The sequence below is a fragment of the Streptomyces sp. NPDC017936 genome, assembly GCF_044328485.1.
In the GTDB taxonomy this organism is placed as follows: domain Bacteria; phylum Actinomycetota; class Actinomycetes; order Streptomycetales; family Streptomycetaceae; genus Streptomyces.
Genome location: NZ_JBIRHK010000008.1, coordinates 195,067 through 218,510 on the forward strand (window position 1 = coordinate 195,067; position 23,444 = coordinate 218,510).

The window sequence follows — 23,444 nt, forward strand, 5'->3', positions numbered from 1 at the left end:
TCACATGTCGGGGCTTTCCCGCGTGCGGCCGGGTCCATGGGCCGCGACGTGACGCGGCGTGTCCGGGCCGGGGGGCCGCCGCCCGGACGCGCCCGGCCTCAGTGCCAGGGCAGCCGGCCGCGCCGCTCCCAGTAGGCGCTCGGCTCCTCGGCCAGCCCGGCGAGCCCGGACAGCTGGTCCTCGTCGAGGTCGACGACGGCCGCGTGCAGGTTGGAGGCGAGCTGGGCGGCGGTCGCCGCGCCGGAGAGGACGACCCCGGCCCACGGCTGCCGGAGGATCCACGCGAGGGCCACGGCGTCACAGCCGAGGCCGGTCTGCCGGGCCACCGCCTTCAGGGCGTCCGGCGCGTGCGGCTCGGTGAGGCGGCCGTTGGCCATGCCCTCCTTGACGATCACCGTCAGTCCGGCCTCGTGCGCCTCGGCGAGGGCGGGTCCGGCCGAGGTCTCCAGGACGTTGTACGTCGACTGGACGGTGCGGAAGAGGGGGGTGCCGTCGACCGTGACGGCGAGGGCGGCGCGGATGGCGTCCGCCTGGGCGGGACCGCTGGTGGAGAAGCCGACGGTGAGGCCCTGGGCCGCGGCTCGGGCCAGCTCCGCGTGGAGTTCCTTGTCGGTGAGGGCGGGGCTGTCGGGCGTCACCGAGTGGATCTGGTAGAGGTCGAGCCGGTCGCCGAGCAGTTCGGCCGTCTCGGCGCGCTGGCGCTCGTACGTCCCGAGGCCGTGGTCCTTGACCTCGTGCCGCTCGGCGTCGGTGGTCCAGCCGGCGGTGTAGGTGTAGCCCCACTTGCTGCCCACGACGACGTCGTCGACGTCGGGGCGCGCCCTCAGCCAGTCGGCGAGGAACTCCTCGGACCGGCCGTAGGAGCGCGCGACGTCGATGTAGCGGACGCCCTGGGCGTAGGCGGCGTCGAGGAGTTCGTGGGTGCGGGCGCGCAGCGCCTCGACGCCGCGGTCGTCCCCGAGGTCGCGGTCCCGGCCGAGGTTGATGTAGCCGGGACGGCCCACGGCGGCGAGGCCCAGGCCGATGTGACAGGTGGGCGTCGTGGCGGTCGCGAGACGGGCGAAGGGCATCGCGGGCTCCGTTGGGTCGGCTCCGGTTCGGCTCGCGACCAACGTAACCCGCGACGACGCCGCGCTCGCCCGCCGGGGCCGCGGGCGCACCCGGGTGGTGCCGCCCTCGGCGGGGGCGGGGCGGGGCGGTGCGTCGCGCCGGCCCGCCCGGCTCCCCTCCCCCGCTCCGGGACGCCCGGTCAGCCCCGCTGCTTGGCGGTCGCCCACTCGTGCTGGGCCGCCACGTCCGCCTTGACCTCCGCCAGCTGGACCGCCACCGCGCTCGGGGCCGTGCCGCCGCGGCCGTCGCGGGAGGCCAGGGCGCCCGGCACGTTGAGGACCGAGCGGACCTCGGGGGTCAGATGGGCGGAGATCTTGGCGAACTGCTCGTCCGTCAGCTCGTCCAGCTCCTTGCCCTCGGCCTCGGCGGCCTTCACGCACTCGCCGGCGACCTCGTGCGCCACCCGGAAGGGCACGCCCTGCTTGACCAGCCACTCGGCGATGTCGGTGGCGAGGGAGAAGCCGGCCGGGGCCAGTTCCTCCATGCGCTCGCGGTGGACGGTGAGGGTGGCGACCATGCCGGTGAAGGCGGGGAGCAGGACCTCCAGCTGGTCGCAGGAGTCGAAGACCGGCTCCTTGTCCTCCTGGAGGTCGCGGTTGTAGGCGAGGGGCAGCGCCTTGAGGGTGGCCAGCAGCCCGGTCAGGTTGCCGATCAGGCGGCCGCTCTTGCCGCGGGCCAGCTCCGCGATGTCGGGGTTCTTCTTCTGCGGCATGATCGACGAGCCCGTGGAGAACGCGTCGTGCAGGGTCACGAAGGAGAACTCCTTCGTGTTCCAGATGATGATCTCCTCGGCGATCCGGGAGAGGTTCACGCCGATCATCGCCGTGATGAAGGCGAACTCGGCGACGAAGTCGCGCGACGCCGTGCCGTCGATGGAGTTGCCTACGCTGCCGTGCTCGAAGCCCAGGTCCTTCGCCACCGCCTCGGGGTCGAGGCCGAGGGAGGAACCCGCGAGCGCTCCCGAGCCGTACGGCGAGACGGCCGTGCGGTCGTCCCACTGGCGCAGCCGCTCGGCGTCCCGGGACAGGGACTGCACGTGGGCGAGCACGTGGTGGGCGAAGAGGACGGGCTGGGCGTGCTGGAGGTGGGTGCGGCCGGGCATCGCCACGTCCGGGTGGGCCTCCGCCAGGCCGATCAGCGCGTCCTGGAGGCCGGCGATCAGGCCGCCGATGATCCGGGCGTGGTCCCGCAGGTACATGCGGAAGAGGGTGGCGACCTGGTCGTTCCTCGACCGGCCCGCGCGCAGCTTGCCGCCGAGGTCGGGGCCGAGGCGCTCCAGCAGGCCGCGCTCCAGGGCGGTGTGGACGTCCTCGTCGGCGATGGTGCCGGTGAAGGAGCCGTCCGCCACGTCCGCCTCGAGCCGGTCCAGGCCGGCGAGCATGTCCGTCAGCTCGCCGTCCGTGAGCAGGCCCGCCTTGTGCAGCACGCGCGCGTGGGCGCGCGAACCGGCGATGTCGTACGGCGCGAGCCGCCAGTCGAAGTGGACGGACGCGGACAGCTTCGCCAGGGCCTCGGCGGGACCGTCGGCGAAACGGCCGCCCCAGAGCCGGACGTCACCGCTGTTGCTGCTCACTCGGGTCGCTCCTTGAGGGGGTGCGGGTACTCCACGCTGATTGCATGAGTATGCAGTGGGCTGCATGATTCGTCAATTCGATCCGTGGGGCGCCCCCCACTGTCGGGCCCCTCGACACCGGCCCGCCCGCGCCGGGCCGCGATCCCGGGAACTTTTTGAAGGGGCTTTGAACGACAGCAACCGCTTACCCGTACTCACGCCTGAACGCCGGCGCCACGTTCGTCAACCCACTCCTGACCCAAGTGAGGCATCCGCATGTCCAGGGCTCTTCCGAAGTACAACAAGCGTCGCGTGGTGCTCATCGGCGGCGCCGCCGCTCTGGCGCTGACCGGCGCCGTGGTCGTGAACTCCGCCCTCGCCGGGGAGACCTCCCAGAACAACGGCGCCGACGCCAGGACCCTCGCAGCGTCCCCCGGCACGATCAGCTGCCCGGACGTGGCCTCCCGGCTCCCCGCGATCCCCGCCTCCGCCCGGGCCGAGGTCGACCGCAACCTCGCCCTCCTCGACACCCAGATCGCCGAGGCCGACAAGCGTCTCGTCGAAACGGTCGGCCAGGGCGGCCCCAACTTCGTCCAGAACGCCATCCTCGGCCCGCTGAAGGACAAGCGCGTCGCCACCGTCAACCGCATCGCCACCGCCATCGGCCGCACCGCCGCCAAGCCGCAGGGCCTGGACGCGCTGGCGCCCTGCGCGCTCGACGCGGGAGGCGCCGCCGGCGGCGGCGCGGCGACCCCGGGCGCCACCGCGACCGCGACCCAGCCGGCCGGGAACGCCGGGAACAACGGCAACGCGGGGAACAACGGCAACGCGGGCAACACCGGCGCCGGCACGATCAGCTGCCCGGACGTGGCCTCCCGGCTCCCCGCGATCCCCGCCTCCGCCCGGGCCGAGGTCGACCGCAACCTCGCCCTGCTCGGCACCCAGATCGCCGAGGCCGACAAGCGCCTCGTCGAAACGGTCGGCCAGGGCGGCCCCAACTTCGTCCAGAACGCCATCCTCGGCCCGCTGGCGGACAAGCGGAAGTCGACCATCGACCGGATCGCGATCTCCATCGGCCGCACCGCCGCCAAGCCCCAGGGCCTGGACGCGCTGGCCGCCTGCACGCTGAACAAGTGACGTGACGGGCTCGGCGGCCGCCCCGGCACAGCACCGGCCGGGGCGGCCGCCGCGCGGTGTCCGCCCTCCTGGCGCGCACGCCTCCGTGTCCCACGCCCCGTCAATCCTTAGACACGCGAAATACTTTCCCGAATAATCGTCGGACATGGGAAAGACCTACGAGCGCATAGACGGCAGGCTCCGTACGTTCATCGAGGAGCAGCCCCTCTTCTTCACCGCGACCGCGCCCCTGTCCGCCGACGGCACGGTCAACCTCTCCCCCAAGGGTCTGAAGGGATCGTTCGCCGTCCTCGACGAACGCACCGTGGCCTACCTCGACTTCGCCGGCTCCAACGCGGAGACCGTCGCGCACCTGCGCGAGAACGGCCGGATCACCCTGATGTGGTGCGCCTTCCAGGGCCCGCCGAACATCGTGCGGGTGCACGGCCGCGGGGAGCCGGTCTTCCGCGGCGACCCGCGTTTCGGCGAGCTCCTCGCCCGCTTCCCGGACATCGACCCGGCCTCGCACGGCCTGCGCGCGATCATCGTCGTGCACGCCGAACTCGTGCGGGACACCTGCGGTTACGCGGTGCCCTTCATGACGTACGACGAGGACCGCGACCTGCACGGGAAGCGGTTCGCGCGCGAGGACGACGAGTCGCTCAGCGCGTACTTCGCGAAGAAGGAGCACGTGGCCACGAGCATCGACGGACTCCCGGGCCTCCCCCTGCCGCTGCGCCCGATGTGACCCGGACGGGCCGTCCACGCGAGGTGCGCGATCCGGCCCCGGCGCGACGGCACCGGTGACGTCCCCGCCGGGCCGGGCGAGACGTGCTCCGTGAGCGGTGGGCCGGCGGGGCGATCCCCCGGCCCACCCGCACGTTCACCCCGCCCGGTCCGCGCGAGGGACTCGGCGGGACGCTGAACACTCGGCGGGGCCGGCACGTATCTGTGGGCCAAGGGTCCGTACCCACGGAGGAACCGTGACCACGACGATCGCCGGCGGCCGTGCCGCCCGCCGCCAGACGATGCGCCGCATCCGTCCGCGCCGCTCCCCGGCCGTCCCGCTGCTGCTCGCCGTCTGGGCGGGCGCGGCGGGCGTGCTGTGGCTGTGGTGGGCCAACACGCCGTCCATCAGGGACAACAACGGCAGGATCCTCCAGGCGGGCCGGATCACCGGTCTGCTCGCCGGATACCTGATGGCCCTGGTGGTCCTCCAGATGGCGCGGGTGCCGGCGCTGGAGCGGCGGGTCGGCTCCGACCGGGTCGCCCGCTGGCACGCGATGAGCGGCCGGTACACGCTCTGCCTGACCTTCGCGCACGTGTTCCTCATCATGTGGGGGTACGCGCTCCAGGCCGGCAAGTCGCTCGGCGACATCGTCCAGCAGACGACCGACTCCATCAACCAGCTGCCCGACATGGGCAAGGCCGCCGTCGGCACCGGTCTGCTGCTGGTCATCGGCCTGGTCTCGATCGGTCCGGTCCGCCGCCGGATGCCGTACGACACCTGGTACCACGTCCACCTGATGACGTACGCGGCGGTGTACCTGACGTTCTGGCACCAGATCACCACCGGCAACGAGTTCGCCGTCGAGCCCACCGCCAAGACCTTCTGGTACGCGTTGTACGGCTCGGTCACCGCGCTCGTGCTCTGGTACCGCGTCATCACCCCGATCCGGCTGAACCTGCGCCACCGCCTGTACGTCGAGGCGGTCATCGAGGAGACGCCCGGCATCGTGTCGGTGCTGATCGGCGGACGCCGACTGCACCGGATGGGCGCGGAGGCCGGGCAGTTCTTCCGCTGGCGGTTCCTGGCGCCGGGCCTGCGCTTCAGCTCGCACCCGTATTCCCTGTCGGCCAACCCCCGCCCCGAACTGCTGCGCATCACGGTCAAGGCGATCGGCGACCACAGCGAGGCGCTGCGCGAGCTGCGGCCCGGCACGAAGGTGTGGGCCGAGGGCCCGTACGGCGCGATGACCGCGTCCCGGCGCAGCCGCGGCAAGGTGCTGCTGGTGGCCGGCGGTGTGGGCATCACGCCGATGCGGACGCTGTTCGAGACGCTGCCGGGCGCCCCCGGTGACATCACGCTCCTCTACCGGGCCAACAGCACCCAGGACCTGGCCCTGTGGGACGAGCTGGCGAAGATCGCCGACGAGCGCGGGGCGCGGCTGATGTACGCGGTCAACAGCCCCGACGGGGAGCGCCCCGACATCTCGGCGGAGTCCCTCCAGCGGAAGATCCCCGACATCGACGAGCACGACGTCTTCATGTGCGGGCCGAACGGGTTCGCCCAGGGCGTGTACGAGGCGCTGCGCGACGCCGGGGTGCCGGCCCGCCGCATCCACCACGAGTCGTTCGAGATGTGAGCGACGGGCCGGCACGGCAGCCCCCAGGCCACCAACGAGTTCAGGAGTTCGGGAACAGATGAGGAAGAGCCACCCCCTTCGGCGCGTCATGCTCGCCACCGCCGCGACCGTGTCCGGGATCGTGCTGCTGCTGACGCTGAAGCCGGGATCGGACGACGACCCCCAGGCGGCGGGCGCGGCCCAGCAGGGCGCCGCCCAGGCCGGGGCGGCCGCCGCCGCGTCGGGCGCCTTCACCGGTGACGCGGCGGACACCCAGTACGGGGCCGTACAGGTCCGGATCACCGTGGCCAACGGCAAGATCACCCAGGCCGAGGCCGTCCAGCGGCCCAAGGGCGGCCAGAGCGACCAGATCAACGCGGGCGCCGTCCCCAAGCTCAACGCGGCCGTCGTGGCCGCGCAGAGCGCGAGCATCGACGCGGTGTCGGGGGCCACCTACACCAGCGAGGGCTACAAGAAGTCGGTCCAGTCCGCCATCGACAAGGCGAACGCGGGCGCGGGCTCCGCGCAGGGGTCCGGGCAGGCCGCCCCGGTGACGGGTGTGTTCACCGGTGACGCGGCGGACACCGAGTACGGGGCGGTCCAGGTCCGGATCACCGTCAAGGACAACCGGATCACCAAGGCGGAGACGGTCCAGCAGCCCAAGGGCGGCCAGAGCGACCAGATCACCGGCAAGGCCGTGCCCCGGCTGAACCAGGCCGTCGTGACGCTCCAGAGCCCGGACATCGACACGGTGTCGGGGGCCACCTACACCAGCGAGGGCTACAAGAAGTCCCTCCAGTCCGCCATCGACAAGGCGAACGCGGGCGCGGGCTCCGCGCAGGGGTCGGGGGGCCAGGCCTCGCAGCCCGCGGAGCCGGGCGGCGAGGACGCCGGTGCGCAGGACCCGGGTTCGCAGGGCTCCGGCAGCGCCCGGGCGTCCGGCACCTTCACCGGCGACGTGGTGAAGACGGACTACGGCCCGGTGCAGGTCCGGATCACGGTCGCGGGCGGGAAGATCACCAAGGCGGAGGCGCTCCAGAAGCCGTCCGGCGGGCAGAGCGACTCGATCAACGGCAACGCGATCCCCCGGCTGAACCAGGCGGCCGTGACGGCGGGCAGCGCGGACATCGACGCGGTGTCCGGGGCGACGTACACCAGCGGCGGGTACAAGAAGTCGCTGCAGTCGGCGCTGGACCAGGCCGGTGGCTGACGCCGTGGCCGAGTCGGCACAGGCTCCCGCCGCGGTGCGGCACGCGGAGGAGGTCATGGGGACGGTCTTCTCCTTCGACGTCCGCGGCGGGGAACCCGGGGCGGTGCGGGAGGCGCTGCGGGAGGCGGTCGCCTCACTGCACCGGGTCGACGCGGTGTTCAGCACCTACCGCGAGGACAGCCAGATCTCCCGGCTGGCGCGCGGGGAGCTGAGCGTCGAGGAGTGCGATCCCGAGGTGGCCGAGGTGCTGGAGCTGGGCGCCGAGGCGGAGCGGGTGAGCGACGGCTGGTTCAGCACGCGCTACCGGGGCGGCCGGCTCGACCCGACCGGGATCGTGAAGGGCTGGGCCGCCGAGCGGGCGGCCCGGCTGATCGCCGCGGTGGGCGTGAGCGGGGTGAGCGTCAACGGCGGCGGCGACGTGCAGCTGCTGGGCGTGCCCGGGCCGGACCGGCCGTGGCGGGTCGGGGTGTCGGATCCCCTGCGGCCGGGCGGACTGGCCGCGGTGGTCTCCGCGGCCGGGGCCGACGAGCTGGCCGTGGCCACCTCCGGGACGGTCGAGCGGGGGGCGCACATCGTCGACCCGCGCACGGGACGCTCCGCGGTGACGGACCTCGTCGCCGTGACGGTCGTCGCGCCCAGCCTGACCTGGGCGGACTGCTGGGCGACGGCCGCGTTCGCGAGGGGGTCGCGGGAGGCGCTGGTCTGGCTGGAGTCCCTGCCGGGGGTGGAGGCCCTGCTGATCACGGCGGGGGACGAGGTGCGGTGCACCGCCGGATTGGCCGCACGGCTCGGGTGAGCGGCGGCCGGGCGGAGGCGGAGCGTGCGGCCCGGTGCTCACGGGGCGCCGGGGCGCGCCCGCCCGCGCCGCCCCAGCGGCACGACGGCCCGCGGTCCGGCGGACCTCGAGGGGCGCGGCCGATCGACGGGCGGCTCCGCCGCACGGGCGCGGCCGGCCCTCACGCGCCCACGGGCGCGCACCCCGCCGGCCGCCCCTCTCAGTGGCCGTTCTGAGCCAGCCGCAGCAGATGGTCCGCCAGGGCCTGGCCCCCCGTGGGCTCCCGGCTGATCAGCAGCAGCGTGTCGTCGCCGGCGATCGTCCCGAGGATGTCGTGCAGCTCGGCCTGGTCGATGGCCGAGGCGAGGAACTGGGCCGCGCCCGGCGGGGTGCGCAGCACCACGAGGTTGGCGGAGGCCTCCGCGGAGATCAGCAGCTCCTGCGACAGCCGCCGCATCCGCTCCTCCTTCGCCGACTCCCCCAGCGGAGCGCGGGGCGTGCGGAAACCGCCCTCGCTCGGCACCGCGTAGATCAGGTCGCCGTCGGTGTTGCGGATCTTCACCGCGTTCAGCTCGTCCAGGTCCCGGGAGAGCGTCGCCTGGGTGACGCTCAGCCCGTCGTCGGCGAGCAGTTTCGCCAACTGGCTCTGGGAGCGGACGGGTTGCCGGTTGAGGATGTCCACGATCCGGCGGTGGCGGGCGGTGCGGGTCTGCGGCACGGCGGGCCCGTTCGCCCCCGGCTGCTCATGGTCCTGCGCCTGGCTCATCGTCGTCTCATTCCCCGGATCGTCCGTCCCCGTCGCCCACTGCGTCGAGGAGGCCGGGCAGCGCCCCGAGGAAGGCGTCCACCTCGTCGTCGCCGAGATTCAGCGGCGGCATGAGCCGGACGACGTCGGGGGCGGGCGCGTTCACCAGGAGACCGGCCTCCTGAGCCGCCTGCTGCACCCGGTGCGCGAGCGGCTCGGTGAGCACGATACCCAGCAGGAGGCCCGCACCCCGTACACGGCCGATCAACGAGTGGCCCAGACCCTCGATTCCGTCCCGCAGCTTCTCGCCCTGCCGCTTGACGTTCTCCAGCAGCCCCTCGTTCTCGATGGTCTCCAGGACGGCGAGTCCGGCGGCGCAGGCGACGGGGTTGCCCCCGAAGGTCGTCCCGTGGTGGCCGGGCCGGAGCAGTTCCGCCGCCCGTCCGAAGGCGACCGTCGCGCCGAGCGGCAGCCCGCCGCCGAGCCCCTTGGCCAGCGTCACGACGTCCGGCAGGACACCCTCGTGGGCCTGGTACTCGAACCAGTGCCCGGTACGGCCGATCCCGGTCTGCACCTCGTCCAGCACGAGCAGCGAGCCGGTGGCGGCGGTGATCGCCCGGGCCGCCTTGAGGTAGCCGGCGGGCGGGACGACGACGCCGTTCTCGCCCTGGATCGGCTCGATGACGACGAGGGCCGTCTCCTCGGTGACCGCGGCGGCCAGCGCCTGCGCGTCGCCGTACGGGACGTGGGTGACGTCGCCGGGCAGCGGCAGGAAGGGGTCCCGCTTGCCGGGCTGGCCGGTGAGGGCGAGGGCGCCCATGGTGCGGCCGTGGAAGCCGCCCGTGGTGGCGACCATGTGGGTCCGCCCGGTGAGCCGGCCGATCTTGAAGGCGCCCTCGTTGGCCTCGGCGCCGGAGTTGCAGAAGTAGACCTTGCCGTCGCGGCCGAAGTGCCTCAGCAGCCGTTCGGCGAGGGCGACGGGCGGTTCGGCGACGAAGAGGTTCGAGACGTGGCCCAGCGACGCGATCTGCGTGCTGACGGCCTCCACGACCGCCGGGTGCGCGTGGCCGAGCGCGTTGACCGCGATGCCGCCGACGAAGTCGAGGTACCGCTTGCCGTCGGCGTCCCACACCTCGGTGCCCTCGCCGCGCACGAGGGGGAGCCTCGGGGTGCCGTAGTTGTTCATGAGCGCGCCCTGCCACCGCTCGGTCAGTTCCTGGTTGCTCATGACGGCTCCCCCTCTTTCTCGTCGGGCACGACCATCGTGCCGATGCCCTCGTCGGTGAAGATCTCCAGCAGGATCGAGTGCTGGACCCGCCCGTCGATCACGCGGGCGGTGGTGACGCCGTTGCGCACGGCGTGCAGGCAGCCCTCCATCTTGGGGACCATGCCGGAGGACAGCTCCGGCAGCAGTTTCTCCAGCTGGGACGCGGTGAGGCGGCTGATCACCTCGTCGGACTCGGGCCAGTTCTCGTAGAGGCCCTCGACGTCGGTGAGGACCATGAGCGTTTCGGCGCCCAGTGCCGCAGCGAGTGCCGCAGCAGCCGTATCAGCATTGACGTTGTAGACATGTCCGTCGTCCTGGGAGCGGGCGATCGAGGAGACGACCGGGATGCGGCCGTCGGCGAGCAGGGCCTCGATCGCGCCCGTGTCGATCGAGGTGATCTCGCCGACCCGCCCGATGTCGACCGGTTCGCCGTCGATCTCGGGCCGGTGCTTGGTGGCGGTGATGGTGTGCGCGTCCTCGCCGGTCAGGCCGACGGCGAGCGGCCCGTGCTGGTTGAGCAGGCCGACCAGTTCGCGCTGCACCTGCCCGGCGAGCACCATCCGTACGACGTCCATGGCGTCCTCGGTGGTGACGCGCAGGCCCGCCTTGAACTCGCTGACGATGCCGTGCCGGTCGAGGGCGGCGCTGATCTGCGGTCCGCCGCCGTGCACCACGACGGGCTTGAGGCCGGCGTGGTGCAGGAACACGACGTCCTGCGCGAAGGCGGCCTTCAGCTCCTCGTCGATCATGGCGTTGCCGCCGAACTTGATGACGACCGTTCTGCCGTTGTGGCGGACCAGCCAGGGCAGCGCCTCGATGAGGATCTGGGCCTTGGGGAGCGCGGTGTGCTTACGCGTGGTGCTCATGACGAGTAGGCGCTGTTCTCGTGGACGTAGTCGGCGGTGAGGTCGTTGGTCCAGATGGTGGCGGTCTCGGAGCCGGCCGCGAGGTCGGCGACGATGTGCACCTCGCGGTAGCGCATGTCGACCTTCTCCCGGTCCTCGCCGACGCCGCCGTTCTTGCACACCCAGACGCCGTTGATGGCGACGTTGAGCCGGTCCGGCTCGAAGGCGGCCCGCGTGGTGCCGATCGCGGAGAGCACCCGGCCCCAGTTGGGGTCCTCGCCGTGGAGGGCGCACTTGAGGAGGTTGTTGCGGGCGATGGACCGGCCCACCTCGACGGCGTCGTCCTCGGTCGCGGCGCCCACCACCTCGACCTTGATGTCCTTGCTGGCGCCCTCGGCGTCGCGGATGAGCTGCCGGCCGAGGTCGTCGCAGACGGTCCGCACCGCGGCCGCGAACTCCTCGTGGTCCGGGGCGATCCCGGAGGCGCCGGAGGCCAGCAGCAGCACGGTGTCGTTGGTGGACATGCAGCCGTCGGAGTCGACGCGGTCGAAGGTGACCCTGGTCGCGGCGCGCAGGGCCCCGTCCAGCGTCGCGCTGTCGAGGTCGGCGTCGGTGGTGAGGACGACCAGCATGGTGGCGAGGCCCGGGGCGAGCATGCCGGCGCCCTTGGCCATGCCGCCGACGGTCCAGCCGTCCTTGGTCACGACGGACGTCTTGTGCACGGTGTCGGTGGTCTTGATGGCGATGGCCGCCTTCTCGCCGCCGTGCTCGGACAGGGCCTCGGCGGCCCGCTCGACGCCCGGGAGCAGCTTGTCCATCGGGAGCAGGACGCCGATGAGGCCGGTGGAGCACACCGCCACCTCGCCGGCGCCGATCCCGAGCACGTCCGCGGCCTTCTCGGCGGTGGCGTGCGTGTCCTGGAAGCCCTTCGGGCCCGTGCAGGCGTTGGCGCCGCCGGAGTTGAGGACGACGGCGGACAGCTCGCCGCTCTTGAGCACCTGCTCGGACCACAGGACCGGCGCGGCCTTGACGCGGTTGGAGGTGAAGACGCCCGCGGCGGCGCGGCGCGGCCCGGTGTTGACCACGAGGGCCAGGTCCGGGTTGCCGTTCTCCTTGATCCCGGCGGCGATGCCCGCCGCCGTGAATCCCTTGGCTGCCGTGACGCTCACGGTGCGACTCCGATCGTGGAAAGTCCCGTGGACTCGTCGAGTCCGAGGGCGATGTTCATGCTCTGGACGGCGCCGCCCGCGGTGCCCTTGGTCAGGTTGTCGAGGGCGCTGATCGCGATGATCCGGCCCGCGGCCCCGTCGTACGCGACCTGGATCTGGACGGCGTTGGAGCCGTACACGGACGCCGTGGCCGGCCACCGGCCCTCGGGCAGCAGGTGCACGAACGGCTCGTCGGCGAGGGCCTTCTCGTACGCGGCGCGGACGGATCCGGCGTCGGTGCCGGGCTTCGCCCTGGCGCTGCAGGTGGCGAGGATCCCGCGGGGCATCGGCGCGAGGGTCGGCGTGAAGGAGACGGAGACCGGCTCCCCCGCCGCCGCGCTGAGGTTCTGGATCATCTCGGGCGTGTGCCGGTGGCCGCCGCCGACGCCGTACGGCGACATGGAGCCCATCACCTCGGAGCCCAGCAGGTGCGGCTTGGCCGCCTTGCCCGCGCCGGAGGTGCCGGAGGCGGCGACGATCACGGCCTCGGGCTCGGCCAGCCCCGCCGCGTAGGCCGGGAAGAGGGCGAGGGAGACGGCCGTGGGGTAGCAACCGGGGACCGCGATGCGCTTGGACCCCTCCAGCGCGGTGCGGCCGCCCGGCAGTTCGGGGAGGCCGTAGGGCCAGGTCCCGGCGTGCGCGGAACCGTAGAACCGCTCCCAGTCCGCCGCGTTCCTCAGCCGGAAGTCGGCGCCCATGTCGACGACGAGGACGTCCGGACCGAGCTGCTCGGCGACGGCGGCGGACTGCCCGTGCGGGAGGGCGAGGAAGACGACGTCGTGCCCGGCGAGCACCTCGGCGGTGGTCTCCTCCAGCACCCGGCCGGCCAGCGGCAGCAGGTGCGGCTGGAGCGCGCCCAGTGTCTGGCCGGCGTTGGAATTGCCGGTCAGGGCGCCGATCTCGACCTCGGGGTGCGCGAGGAGCAGGCGCAGCACCTCGCCGCCCGCATACCCGCTCGCTCCGGCCACTGCCGCACGTACCGCCATGGACTCCTCCTCCTGGATGGCATGACTATACGTTTCGATGCACGTTTATGCAATCCATGCGGGGACCGGCGCTCCGGAACGATCCGTGCCCGTGCCCCGGCCCGCGTAACCTCCGGGCCATGGGCGACGTGTTCCGGGCCGGCGCCGACGGGACGCGTCGGTCCGACGGCGGCACCGAGGTGTTCGGAGGTGCCCGCGCTTGCGATCGGGCCGCGTGCTCCGCCACCGCGACGGCCCGGCATGATGACCGGCATGACACCGATCACCGGCCTGGACCTGACCGGCTTCACCGAGCGCGAACCGGGTGTGTGGACGGACGCGGCGGGGCTCGTCCTGTCGGTCCACTTCTTCCCCCTGGTGCCGGATCTGCCGGCTCCCCTGCACGAGACCGAGCGCCTGCGGGCCGGGCTCGCCCGGGGGACGGCCGGGGCCGGCGGCGGTCTGATCGAGGCCGTGCCCGGCGCCGTGGACGGCGTCCCGGCGGTCCGGCAACTGGTGAAGATGCCGCTGTCGAGCCGGCCCGGGCAGGCGTTCATCGGCAGCTGGACGGTGCCGAGGGCCGGTTGCAGCACGGTGCTGAAGGTGCAGGCCGCCGAGGGCGCCACGACGGGCGTGCGGGAGGCCATGGTCATGGCCCAGGTGGGGCCGGCCGACTACTTCCGGCCCCACCCGTACGCGGGCGGCGGGCCGTCGGGCGGGCTGCCGTACCACGTCGGCGACCACGAGCAGTGGGACGCGCGGTTCCCCGGCCACCCGCTCACCCTGGTCCGCGCGGCCCTGCACCGGATCACGCCCACGGTCACGCTCGACGAGCGCTTCAAGGCGCTGCCGCCGTTCGGCGCTCCCGCCCCGCAGGCGCCTCCGCCGGCCGGGCGGACGCCTCCGCCCGGCCGGCGGGGCCGGTTCCGGCGCGAGGGCGCCTGACGGACGTCGTGGGGGCGATCCGGCGGCGCCGCGGGCCGTTCGCCGGCCGAGGCGGTGGACGCCCCCGGTGGGGGCGTCCACCCGGCGGCGCCGGTGCGGTCGCCGCGGGGCCTACCTCTGCTTGATCCGCAGGAAGGTGACCGAGTTCGCCGGGAAGGTGTACGTGAACTCGTCGGCGACTCCGGTGAAGGTGGAGGTCACCGGGGCGACCGGTGTCTCCGTCTCGGTGTTGACCGCCTCCGGCGCGGCGGTCAGCGTGGTCACCCGGGCCTTGGAGGCGACCTCGGCCCCGCCGAGGTCGATCGCGGTGCGGGCGTCGGCGGACTGGGCGTTGACGACCTTGACGATCAGGTCGCCGGTCCTCTGGTCCTCGGTGACGACCTGGCGGAACGGCTCGGCGGGCCTGTCGTCGGTGAAGCCGCCCCACTCCTGGCCGTCGAGGTAGAGGGTGACCTGGCGGCCCCGCACCTCGATGTCGATGTCGTAGGCGCGGCCCGTCTCGATCGTCCCGGCCCGGGAGATCAGCGTGGACTTGCCGCCGTCGACGGCCTGCTCGACGGCGGAGCTGGTGTTGTTCCAGCCGCCCAGGTTCCACCAGTAGTAGTTGCCGGTGTCCTTCACGCCGAAGGCGACGAGGAAGCCCTCCTTGCCGGACTTCTTGGTGGCCTTCACGTGCAGGTCGTAGTCGTGCCAGCCGGTGTCGCCGGCCGAGACCATGGTGTTCTCGGCGGCCGCGTCGGTCTGCACGTACTGCCCGTCCTGGAGGCTCCAGCTGCCGCCCCCGGTGTGCGTCCACTGCGTGGCGTCACCGGAGAAGTCGTCGCTGAGCAGCGTGTTGCCGTCGGCGTCGGTCACCTTCACGTCGTCGTACGCCGCCGTCGTCGCCCAGGTCGACAGGCCGACGGCGCCGGTGATGGGGCCGCTGAGGGACGGGGTGGAGGTGGCCGTGGAGGGGACGACGCGGTCGCCGACGTTGGTCATGAACAGCTTCTGGACCTCGTAGTTGGCCGAGTTCCAGGAGGCGTGGTTGTTGAACCACACCAGGTCCGGCCGCCACTGCACGTAGTCCTCGTTGGCGAACAGCGGGGCGTAGGAGGCGAGTTTCACGACGTCCGCGTTGCGCTCCAGGCCGGTCATGAAGGCCGCCTCGGCGAGGCCGTTCTTGAAGGCGTTGCCCTGGGAGGCGTACTCGCCGAGGAAGACCTTGGGGCCGTTGCGGTCGTAGGAGTCGTAGCGGTCGTTGTTCTGCAGGAACCACTGCGGGCTGTTGTAGTAGTGCTCGTCGACCATGGCGACGTTCGCGTCGCGGTTGAGCTTCCAGGCGGTGTCGAAGGTCGCCCCGGCGTCGTCCGGGCCGGAGTTGGAGACGACGGTGACGTCCGGGTACTTCGCCTCGACGGCGGCGCGGAACTGCTGGAAGCGCTCGAAGAACTCGACGGGCAGGTTCTCCTCGTTGCCGACCTCGATGTGGGTGAGGCGGAAGGGCTTGGGGTGGCCCATCTGCGCGCGCTTCCTGCCCCAGGTGGAGGTCACCGGGCCGTTGGCGAACTCGATCAGGTCCAGGGTGTCCTGGACGTGCCGCTGGAGCAGCGCGTCGTCGACGACGGCCTTGTTCTGGCCGCAGCCGGTGACCAGGGCCGGGACGACGGGCAGCGGCATCGCGCCGATGTCCTCGGCGAAGCGGAAGTACTCGTAGTAGCCCAGCCCGTAGCTCTGGTTGTAGCCCCAGAAGTTGGCGTTGGTGGCGCGCTGTTCGACCGGGCCGATGGTGTCCTTCCACTGGTAGGAGCGGGCGCGCTGCCAGCCGGAGGCCTCGCTGTAGTCCTGCATGGACCCGGTGTTGACCAGGCAACCGCCGGGGAAGCGGACGAAGCCCGGGCGCAGGGCCTCGATCTTCTCGGCGAGGTCCTTGCGCAGGCCGTTGGCCTGGTGCCTGTAGGTGTCGCGCGGGAAGAGCGACACCATGTCGAGGGCGGCCGCCGCCGAGGAGGCGACGGTCAGCCGGCCGGCGCTGCTGGTGCGGGTGGCGGTGAAGGACGCCTTGTACTGGGCCCAGCCGCCGGCGCGGACGGCCACCCGGCGGGCGGTGGCCAGGGCGCCGTCGGCGTCCTGGAGCGAGACCGTCAGGGCCGTGCCGCTCGCGGCGCGGGCCCACACGGAGAAGTCGTACTTCTCGCCCCGCTCGACCCGGATGCCGGTGTTGTAGCCGGCGTTCGTGACGGAGGAGGCGGCCGCCAGGGAGAGGTAGGCGCGGTTGCGTTCGTCGAGGCGGCCGGCGTCGTCCACGACCTGCGCGGTGCCGTCGACCATCCAGGAGGTGAGGGGCGTGTAGGACCGGTTGTCGGCGGTGGAGTACTCGAAGGACCGGTTCTGCACGAGCTCGGCGTACAGACCGCCGTCGGCGGCCCGGTTGATGTCCTCGAAGAACACTCCGTACATCGTGTCGTCGATCGCGGCGCCCCTGGCCGCGGGGTCGACGGTGATGGCGTAGTCGGTGACGTCGGCGGTGCCGGCGGCTCGGGCGGGGGCGGGCAGGACGGCCGAGGCCACCAGCAGGGCGGTGGCGCCGAGACCGAGTCTCCAGCGTGTGCGTGACATGGATGCTCCGCGGCTCTCTCTGACAGAAACGTTCGAGATATCGGACCTTGATCAGCACTTCGAACGGCAAGATAGGGAGGAGGGTCGAGGGCGTCAATGGGTCGCGCGACGGCGGAAGTTTCGGGAGGGAACGCCGATGGACGAGTTCTGGCCGGTCTCCGACGTGCTGGCCTACCTGGCCGGGAGCTGGCGCGTCGAGCGGTCCGTGCGTGATCTCGCGGACGGCGGCACGGGCGTGTTCACCGGGACGACCGATTTCCGGCCACTCGGGGACGGCGGCCTGCTGCACCACGAGACGGGCACCTTCACCTGGCGGGGCGTCCCGCGCCCCGCCGAGCGCACCCTGCGCTTCCTGCCCGGCCCGGCCCCCGGCACGGCGGACGTCCGGTTCGCCGACGGCCGCCCCTTCCACGACCTGGACCTCACGACCGGCCGGCACACGGCCGACCACCCCTGCTCCGCCGACCTCTACCGGGGCGAGTTCACCGTCCGGGACGCGGACCGCTGGCGCACGGTGTGGCGGGTCGGCGGTCCCGCCAAGGACCTGCTGCTGACGACCGACTACGCGCGCGTGCGCTGAGCCGGGGCCCCCTCGAACCGCAGGTTCCAGCGGCCGCCCCGGCCGGTGACCGTCGTCGTCGACAGGGGCCGCACGTCGAGGTTCCAGTACGTCGACGGCGGCGCCTTGAGCGCGTACACCAGGGCGGCGCGGATCACGCTCGGCTCGGCCACGGCGACGATGCTGCAGCCGTCCTCCGGCGGCCGGGTGTCGAGCCAGCCGCCGACCCGGGCGATGAACGCCAGCAGCGACTCACCGCCGTGCGGAGTGGCCCGCGGGTCGGCCAGCCAGGCGTCCACCGCCTCCGGCTCCCGGGCCATCGCCTCGCCGAGGGTGAGTCCGCGCCAGCGGCCCATGTCGCAGTCGCGCAGGGCGAGCTGGACGAGCGGGGCGTATCCGAGCGCGTCCCCGGTGGCACGGCTGCGCGGGGTCGGCGAGCAGTAGCGCAGCTCGGCCGCCGCGAGGGGCAGCAGGTCACCGGCCACGCGCAGGACCTCGTCCCAGCCGGCCTGGTCCAGCGACCGGTCGTCATCGAAGCGCTCCGCGAGCAACGGGGAGCTGCGCGCGGCGGCGACGAACGTGACCCGGAGTGCCATGCGGTGATGGTGGTGCGCGCAAGTACGCAGGTCAAGAGGTGTCGTCCGACAATCTTTCGAACTTTTCGAAAAGCAGCGCCATCCATTGGTCGGGCTTCTCCAGCGCCTCGAAGCCGACCTTCCCGTACACGTCGTGCGCGTCGTGGGTGGCGAGCAGGACGCGGCGCAGCCCGTGCGGGCGGAGGTGGTCGCGGACGGCCGCGGCGAGCGAGGTTCCGATCCCCTTGCCGCGCACCGCCGGGTCCACGTACACGTCGCACAGCCAGGCGAAGGTCGCCAGGTCCGTCACGACCCGCGCGTAGGCGACCTGGTCGCCGGACGCCGTGTCGTACACCCCGAAGTTGAGCGATCCGGCGATCGCCCGCTCCTGCTTCTCCCGCGCCCGCCCGAGGGCCCAGTACGCGTCCGTGGACAGCCAGCGGTGCACCCGCTCGACGTCGATCCGGGCGGGGTCGGCGGAGATCTCGTAGCCCTCGGCGAGGGACGGGGCGTCGGTCATGGGGGGACCCTCACAGATCGCGCGTCCCCTGTCGAACGGATTCGGCCCGCACCTCCTCCCACGCCCCCCGCAGCCGGCGCACCCCCTCGCCGATCTCCTCCGTCCCGGCGACCGCCGCGAAGCTCAGCCGGACGTGCCCGGCCGGGGGTTCGGCGCTGAAGTACGGGCGGCCGGGGGTGAGGGCGACGCCCGCGCGCAGGGCCGCCGCCGTGAACGCCGCCTCTCCCCCGAAGCCGAGGGCCGGGGAGGCGCCCCCGGTCCCGTCGGGCAGGCGCAGCCAGAGGTGGTAGCCGCCGGACGGGACGTGCGGCAGGGACAGGTCGGGGAGGTGCAGGGCCAGGGCGGAGGTCATCGCGTCCCGTCTGGCCTTCAGCTCGGTCGCGATCGTTCGCAGGTGGCGCGGCCAGGCGGGCGAGCCGACGAGTTCGAGGGCGGCCTCCTGGAGCGGCCGGGGCACGAAGAAGGTGTCGACGACCTGGATGGCGCGCAGCCGCTGCAGGACGGGCCCGCGGGCGGCCAGGGCGCTGACCCGGAAGCTGGGCGAGGTCGCCTTGGTGAGGGAGCCGACGTGGACGACGACGCCGTCGGGGTCGTCGGCGGCGAGCGGGCGCGGCAGCGGTCCCGCGTCCTCGTGCACGAGCCGTCGCACGAAGTCGTCCTCGACGACGAAGGCGCCCGCCTCGCGGGCGATGCGCAGCACCTCGCCGCGCCGGTCGGGGGCGAGGACGGCGCCGGTCGGGTTCTGGAACAGCGGCTGGCAGACGAAGACCCGGGCGCCGGTCGCCCGGAAGGCGTCCGCGAGCAGTCCGGGCCGCACGCCGTCCGGGTCGACGGGCACGGGCACCGGGCGCAGCCCGGCCGACCGGGCGATCGCCAGCATGCCGGGGTACGTCGGGGACTCGACGAGCACCGGCGCGCCGGGCGGGGCCAGGGCGCGCAGCGCGGTGGTGAGCGCCGTCTGGCCGCCGGCGCTGACCAGCACCTCGGCGGCGGTGACGGCGCCGCCGACGGAGCGCGCGAACCACTCGCGCAGCTCCGGCAGGCCCTCGACGGGCGGCCTCCCCCACGCTCCGGGGCGCCGTCCGGCCCGGGCCAGCGCCGCGGACATCGCCCGCTCCGGCTGCAGGGAGGGATGCAGGTAGCCGCCGTTGAACTCGATCACGCCGGGCGGCGGAGCGGCCAGCGAGACGGTGACGCCGGAGGCGTCCACCGAGCGCGGCACGAGGTCGGCGGCGCCGTCCGCGCTCAGCGCGACCTCCTGCCAGGAGGTGTCACCGGCCGGAGCGGACGGCGTACGGGGCCGGGCGCGGAAGGCCCCGGCGCCGGGGCGGGTGACGACCAGCCCCTCCGCGGCCAGCTGGGCCAGGGCGCGCGAGACGGTCACCGGGCTCACCCGGAAGCGTTCGACGAGGGCCCGGCTCGACGGGAGCTTTCCACCGGGAGAGTAGCGGTCCAGCTCCCTTCGGAGACGTTCCGCCAGTTCCGTGACACTGCTACGCTCGTGCATGAAGACAGAGAGTAGCGCTATCCCCTCGGCGTCGATAGCAGTCACCACCCCGTCGGCGGTTCCGGCGGCTCCTCGGCCGCGGCGCGGGCTCGGCGGCACCGTCCAGGCCGCTCTGGGGGTCGTCGCCTTCTCCCTCACCTTTCCCGCCACCGCCTGGGGCCTGGAGGGCTTCGGGCCCTGGACGCTGGTCGCCGTGCGCAGCGTGCTGGCGGCGCTGATCGCGGGCGGCTGTCTGCTGGCCCTGCGGGTGCCGCCGCCGGCCCGCCGCCACTGGCCGGGGCTCGCCGTCGTGGCCGCCGGTGTCGTGGTCGGCTTCCCCCTGCTCACCACGCTCGCCCTCCGGACGTCCACCACGGCGCACGCGGCCGTCGTCGTCGGCCTGCTGCCGCTGACCACCGCGCTCTTCTCCGCCCTGCGCGTCGGCTCCCGCCCCTCGCGCACCTTCTGGTCGGCCGCGCTGGCGGGGGCGGGCGCGGTGGTCGCGTTCACCGTGCAGCAGAGCGGCGGGGCCCTGAGCGGCGCCGACCTGTATCTGTTCGGGGCGCTGGTGGTGTGCGCGGCCGGCTACACCGAGGGCGGCCGGCTGGCCCGGGTGATGCCCGGCTGGCAGGTCATCGGCTGGGCGCTGGTGCTGTGCCTGCCGCTCGCCGTGCCGGCCGCCGCGCTGGCCCTCGCCCACGAGCCGGTCCGGCTGACCGCGCACAGCGTGGCCGGTGTGCTGTGGGTCGCGGCGGGCTCGCAGTTCCTCGGTCTCGTCGTGTGGTACCGGGGCATGGCGGCCATCGGCATCCCCAAGGCCAGCCAGTTGCAGTTGGCCCAGCCCCTGCTCACACTGGTGTGGTCGGTGCTGCTGCTGGGCGAGCACCTGACAGTGGCCGCCCCGCTGACGGCCGCGGCGGTGCTCGTCTGCATCGCCGTCACCCAGCGGGCGCGTGGCTGAGCGGGCCTCGCGGCCCCTTCCCGCCACCGCCCGGCGTCGTAGACTCAAGGCCACGGACCGCTGCTCCCGCTCCTGGTGAGGAGGCCCCCAAGATGCGTGCAACCGTGGGCGACCAGCTTGTCCAGCACGGCAGGGTGGTCGGGCAACACGACAAGGTCGGCGAGATCGTCGAAATACTGGGCCACGAGGGCAACCCCCCGTACCGCGTCCGCTTCCAGGACGGGCACGAGGGTCTGTGCGCGCCGGGCCCGGACACCGAGATCCGGCACAGGGAGACCGGCCGGCCCCTCGGCCGGTAGGACCCTCCCTCTCGAATCAGCGCGGGGGCTCCGCCGGCTGCCGGTAGTGGTCGGCGGCCACCCGCGCCATCGCGCCGATCCGGTCGGCCGCCACGTCCCCGGCGGCGAAGTGGACGTGTCCGCGCACCTCCGGGTGCTGCCGGGCCAGGGTGAGGTGCCGGGACAGCTCGGCCGGGTCCTGCCAGGCCGCGGGCTGTGCGGGATCGCCCGCCCGGTACAGCGCCTCCCCGATGTAGAGCCTGGTCCTGCTGCCGCGCGCCACCTCGGCCCACCAGGGCACGAGCCGGGCGTAGTCGGCGGCGGAGAAACCGATGTGCCAGTAGAGCTGCGGTACCACATAGTCGAGCCAGCCCTCGCGCACCCACGTGCGGGTGTCCGCGTGGACGGCGTCGTAGGACTGCAGTGCCCGGGTGTCCGAGCCGCGCGGGTCGGTGGCGGCGTTGCGCCAGACGCCGAAGGGGCTGATGCCGAACTGCGTGGTGGGCCGGGCCGCCTTGACGCGGGCCGCCGTCTCGGCCACCAGCTTGTCGATGTTGTCGCGCCGCCAGGCGGCCCGGTCGGGGAAGCCCCCGCCGTGGCGGTCGTAGGCGGCGGTGTCGTCGAAGGTCTGGCCGGCCACCGGGTACGGGTAGAAGTAGTCGTCGAAGTGCACCGCGTCGAGCGGGTACTTCCCGACCGCGTCGAGGATCGCGTCCTGCACGAACGCGCGGACCTCCGGCAGGCCGGGGTCGTAGTAGAGCTTCCCGCCGTACGGCACCACCCAGTCGGGGTGCCGGCGTGCCGGGTGGGAGGCGACGAGCCTCGTGGGGTCGGCGTGGGTGGCGATCCGGTACGGGTTGAACCAGGCGTGCAGCTCGAGACCGCGGGCGTGGGCCTCCTCGACGGCCGTCCCCAGCGGGTCCCAGCCCGGCGCCTTGCCCTGGGTGCCGGTGAGCACCTGCGACCAGGGCTCGTACGCGGAGGGCCACAGCGCGTCGGCCGTGGGCCGCACCTGGAACACCACGGTGTTGAGACGGTGGCGGACGGCCAGGTCCAGCCAGCCGAGCAGCTCCGAGCGCTGCCGGTCGGCGGGCAGGCCGGGGCGGGACGGCCAGTCGCGGTTGGCGACGGTGGCCAGCCACATGCCCCGCATCTCGCTCTCGGCCCGGTGGCCCCCGTGGACCGGGGCGCGTCCCTGAGCGGCCGCCGCCCCGGTCGTCGTGACGGCCGACAGCGCGGCCAGGGCGAACGCCCGCCGGGTCAGTCGTCCCATCGCACACACCCCCCTGCACGCAGCGGATCCGCTCGGTCACGGATCGTCTCCGCGCCCAGGATGCACCCACCCAGACGATCGATCATCGATACTTGCTAGTAACGTGCACGATCGGAGCAGGCGGACCGGGACCCGGCAGACCTGTCAGAGCCAAACAGCCTCAACGTGAGCGCAGTGAAGGGGACGATGTGACGGACATCCCAGCGGGAGACATCGCACGCGTCGGAGTGGTCGGCTGCGGTCAGATGGGGGCGGGCATCGCCGAGGTCTGCGCCCGCGCCGGTCTCGACGTCAAGGTCGCCGAGACCACCGGCGAAGCCCTGGAGATCGGCCGTACCCGGCTGTTCAACTCCCTGGCCAAGGCCGCCGAGCGCGGCAAGATCACCGAGGAGGAGCGGGACGCCACGCAGGCGCGCCTGAGCTTCACCACGGACCTCGGCGAGTTCGCCGACCGCGACCTGGTCATCGAGGCCGTCGTGGAGAACGAGCAGGTCAAGACCGAGATCTTCCAGGTGCTGGACCAGGTCGTGACGCGCCCGGACGCCATCCTGGCCTCCAACACCTCCTCCATCCCGCTGGTGAAGCTGGCGGTCGCCACCTCGCGGCCCGACCAGGTCGTCGGCATCCACTTCTTCAACCCGGCCCCGGTGCAGAAGCTCGTCGAGCTGATCCCCGCGCTGACCACCTCCGAGGGCACGCTCGGCCGGGCCCAGCTGTTCGCCGAGAAGCTGCTGGGCAAGCACGCCATCCGCGCCCAGGACCGCTCCGGTTTCGTGGTCAACGCGCTGCTGATCCCCTACCTCCTCTCCGCGATCCGGATGTTCGAGACGGGCATCGCCAGCCGCGAGGACATCGACAACGGCATGGAGCTGGGCTGCGCCCACCCGATGGGCCCGCTGAAGCTGTCCGACCTGATCGGCCTGGACACGGTCGCGTCGGTCGCGCAGAGCATGTACGAGGAGTACAAGGAGCCGCTGTACGCCGCTCCCCCGCTGCTCCAGCGCATGGTCGACGCGGGCCGGCTGGGCCGCAAGACCGGATCGGGCTTCTACACCTACGGCTGATCGCCGCGGCCGCCCCGGACGGGCCCGGCACTCCGTCGAGTGCCGGG

At 73.1% G+C, this 23,444-nt stretch carries 22 protein-coding genes; 10 read left to right on the forward strand and 12 right to left on the reverse strand.

Annotated elements, in window-relative coordinates:
• Positions 1 to 98: 98 nt before the first annotated feature.
• Both ACH4F6_RS18720 and argH read right to left on the reverse strand, forming a co-directional pair.
• Positions 99 to 1,070, reverse strand: a complete 972-nt coding sequence (locus ACH4F6_RS18720) for an aldo/keto reductase (protein WP_397961299.1) — start codon at positions 1,068 to 1,070, stop codon at positions 99 to 101.
• Positions 1,071 to 1,249: 179 nt separating this feature from the next.
• Positions 1,250 to 2,683 carry an argininosuccinate lyase gene (gene argH, locus ACH4F6_RS18725; protein WP_397961300.1) on the reverse strand — a complete coding sequence of 478 codons (1,434 nt, stop codon included), beginning with the start codon at positions 2,681 to 2,683 and terminating at the stop codon, positions 1,250 to 1,252.
• Positions 2,684 to 2,938: 255 nt separating this feature from the next.
• Between argH and ACH4F6_RS18730 the strand changes: the two genes are divergently transcribed.
• The 5 genes from ACH4F6_RS18730 (at position 2,939) to ACH4F6_RS18750 (ending at position 8,129) form a co-directional block, all read left to right on the forward strand.
• The gene (locus tag ACH4F6_RS18730) at positions 2,939 to 3,799 is read left to right on the forward strand and encodes a hypothetical protein (RefSeq protein WP_397961301.1); all 861 of its coding nucleotides are present in this window, start codon (positions 2,939 to 2,941) and stop codon (positions 3,797 to 3,799) included.
• A 145-nt stretch (positions 3,800 to 3,944) separates the two neighbouring features.
• Positions 3,945 to 4,526 carry a pyridoxamine 5'-phosphate oxidase family protein gene (locus ACH4F6_RS18735; protein ID WP_397961302.1) on the forward strand — a complete coding sequence of 194 codons (582 nt, stop codon included), beginning with the start codon at positions 3,945 to 3,947 and terminating at the stop codon, positions 4,524 to 4,526.
• A gap of 235 nt (positions 4,527 to 4,761) precedes the next feature.
• Positions 4,762 to 6,144 carry a ferric reductase-like transmembrane domain-containing protein gene (locus ACH4F6_RS18740; protein ID WP_397961303.1) on the forward strand — a complete coding sequence of 461 codons (1,383 nt, stop codon included), beginning with the start codon at positions 4,762 to 4,764 and terminating at the stop codon, positions 6,142 to 6,144.
• Between the two features lie 58 nt (positions 6,145 to 6,202).
• Positions 6,203 to 7,333: an FMN-binding protein gene (locus tag ACH4F6_RS18745; protein WP_397961305.1), complete on the forward strand. Its 1,131-nt coding sequence runs from the start codon at positions 6,203 to 6,205 to the stop codon at positions 7,331 to 7,333.
• A 55-nt stretch (positions 7,334 to 7,388) separates the two neighbouring features.
• The gene (locus ACH4F6_RS18750) at positions 7,389 to 8,129 is read left to right on the forward strand and encodes an FAD:protein FMN transferase (RefSeq protein ID WP_397961529.1); all 741 of its coding nucleotides are present in this window, start codon (positions 7,389 to 7,391) and stop codon (positions 8,127 to 8,129) included.
• A gap of 199 nt (positions 8,130 to 8,328) precedes the next feature.
• Here ACH4F6_RS18750 and ACH4F6_RS18755 read toward each other — a convergent pair whose 3' ends face one another.
• The 5 genes from ACH4F6_RS18755 to argC are packed head-to-tail and all read right to left on the reverse strand — an operon-like array spanning position 8,329 to position 13,159.
• On the reverse strand, positions 8,329 to 8,874 hold the full coding sequence (locus ACH4F6_RS18755) for an arginine repressor (RefSeq protein WP_189936685.1): 546 nt from the start codon (positions 8,872 to 8,874) through the stop codon (positions 8,329 to 8,331).
• 7 nt (positions 8,875 to 8,881) lie between these two features.
• The gene (locus tag ACH4F6_RS18760; RefSeq protein WP_397961306.1) at positions 8,882 to 10,081 is read right to left on the reverse strand and encodes an acetylornithine transaminase; all 1,200 of its coding nucleotides are present in this window, start codon (positions 10,079 to 10,081) and stop codon (positions 8,882 to 8,884) included.
• Positions 10,078 to 10,986 carry an acetylglutamate kinase gene (argB, locus tag ACH4F6_RS18765; RefSeq protein ID WP_397961307.1) on the reverse strand — a complete coding sequence of 303 codons (909 nt, stop codon included), beginning with the start codon at positions 10,984 to 10,986 and terminating at the stop codon, positions 10,078 to 10,080. The genes ACH4F6_RS18760 and argB overlap by 4 nt, the downstream gene beginning before the upstream one ends.
• Entirely contained in the window at positions 10,983 to 12,134 is a 1,152-nt protein-coding gene (gene argJ, locus ACH4F6_RS18770; RefSeq protein ID WP_397961308.1) for a bifunctional glutamate N-acetyltransferase/amino-acid acetyltransferase ArgJ, read from the reverse strand. The genes argB and argJ overlap by 4 nt, the downstream gene beginning before the upstream one ends.
• Positions 12,131 to 13,159, reverse strand: a complete 1,029-nt coding sequence (gene argC / locus ACH4F6_RS18775; RefSeq protein ID WP_397961310.1) for an N-acetyl-gamma-glutamyl-phosphate reductase — start codon at positions 13,157 to 13,159, stop codon at positions 12,131 to 12,133. The genes argJ and argC overlap by 4 nt, the downstream gene beginning before the upstream one ends.
• 252 nt (positions 13,160 to 13,411) lie before the next feature.
• On the opposite strand from argC, the gene ACH4F6_RS18780 reads away from it, so the two are divergent.
• Positions 13,412 to 14,083, forward strand: a complete 672-nt coding sequence (locus ACH4F6_RS18780; RefSeq protein ID WP_397961311.1) for a hypothetical protein — start codon at positions 13,412 to 13,414, stop codon at positions 14,081 to 14,083.
• Between the two features lie 111 nt (positions 14,084 to 14,194).
• Here the strand turns inward: ACH4F6_RS18780 and ACH4F6_RS18785 are convergent, their stop codons facing one another.
• Complete coding sequence (locus tag ACH4F6_RS18785; protein ID WP_397961313.1) at positions 14,195 to 16,681, reverse strand: alpha-L-arabinofuranosidase C-terminal domain-containing protein; 2,487 nt, start codon at positions 16,679 to 16,681, stop codon at positions 14,195 to 14,197.
• A gap of 136 nt (positions 16,682 to 16,817) precedes the next feature.
• On the opposite strand from ACH4F6_RS18785, the gene ACH4F6_RS18790 reads away from it, so the two are divergent.
• Entirely contained in the window at positions 16,818 to 17,261 is a 444-nt protein-coding gene (locus tag ACH4F6_RS18790; protein ID WP_397961314.1) for a DUF6314 family protein, read from the forward strand.
• On the opposite strand, the gene ACH4F6_RS18795 is transcribed toward ACH4F6_RS18790, so the two are convergent.
• Genes ACH4F6_RS18795 through ACH4F6_RS18805 form a run of 3 tightly spaced genes read right to left on the reverse strand, consistent with a single transcriptional unit; the run spans position 17,243 to position 19,842 of the window.
• On the reverse strand, positions 17,243 to 17,836 hold the full coding sequence (locus ACH4F6_RS18795) for a histidine phosphatase family protein (RefSeq protein ID WP_397961315.1): 594 nt from the start codon (positions 17,834 to 17,836) through the stop codon (positions 17,243 to 17,245). The genes ACH4F6_RS18790 and ACH4F6_RS18795 overlap by 19 nt on opposite strands.
• Before the next feature lie 31 nt (positions 17,837 to 17,867).
• Positions 17,868 to 18,335 carry a GNAT family N-acetyltransferase gene (locus ACH4F6_RS18800; RefSeq protein WP_397961316.1) on the reverse strand — a complete coding sequence of 156 codons (468 nt, stop codon included), beginning with the start codon at positions 18,333 to 18,335 and terminating at the stop codon, positions 17,868 to 17,870.
• 10 nt (positions 18,336 to 18,345) lie between these two features.
• On the reverse strand, positions 18,346 to 19,842 hold the full coding sequence (locus ACH4F6_RS18805) for a PLP-dependent aminotransferase family protein (RefSeq protein WP_397961317.1): 1,497 nt from the start codon (positions 19,840 to 19,842) through the stop codon (positions 18,346 to 18,348).
• Here ACH4F6_RS18805 and ACH4F6_RS18810 point away from each other — a divergent pair.
• The gene (locus tag ACH4F6_RS18810; RefSeq protein ID WP_397961318.1) at positions 19,841 to 20,782 is read left to right on the forward strand and encodes a DMT family transporter; all 942 of its coding nucleotides are present in this window, start codon (positions 19,841 to 19,843) and stop codon (positions 20,780 to 20,782) included. The genes ACH4F6_RS18805 and ACH4F6_RS18810 overlap by 2 nt on opposite strands.
• A 92-nt stretch (positions 20,783 to 20,874) precedes the next feature.
• Entirely contained in the window at positions 20,875 to 21,081 is a 207-nt protein-coding gene (locus tag ACH4F6_RS18815; protein ID WP_397961319.1) for a DUF1918 domain-containing protein, read from the forward strand.
• Between the two features lie 16 nt (positions 21,082 to 21,097).
• On the opposite strand, the gene ACH4F6_RS18820 is transcribed toward ACH4F6_RS18815, so the two are convergent.
• Positions 21,098 to 22,333, reverse strand: a complete 1,236-nt coding sequence (locus ACH4F6_RS18820; RefSeq protein WP_397961320.1) for a glycoside hydrolase family 10 protein — start codon at positions 22,331 to 22,333, stop codon at positions 21,098 to 21,100.
• A gap of 188 nt (positions 22,334 to 22,521) precedes the next feature.
• Here ACH4F6_RS18820 and ACH4F6_RS18825 point away from each other — a divergent pair, with 188 nt between their 5' ends.
• Complete coding sequence (locus tag ACH4F6_RS18825) at positions 22,522 to 23,397, forward strand: 3-hydroxybutyryl-CoA dehydrogenase (RefSeq protein ID WP_397961321.1); 876 nt, start codon at positions 22,522 to 22,524, stop codon at positions 23,395 to 23,397.
• The last annotated feature ends 47 nt before the right edge of the window (positions 23,398 to 23,444 follow it).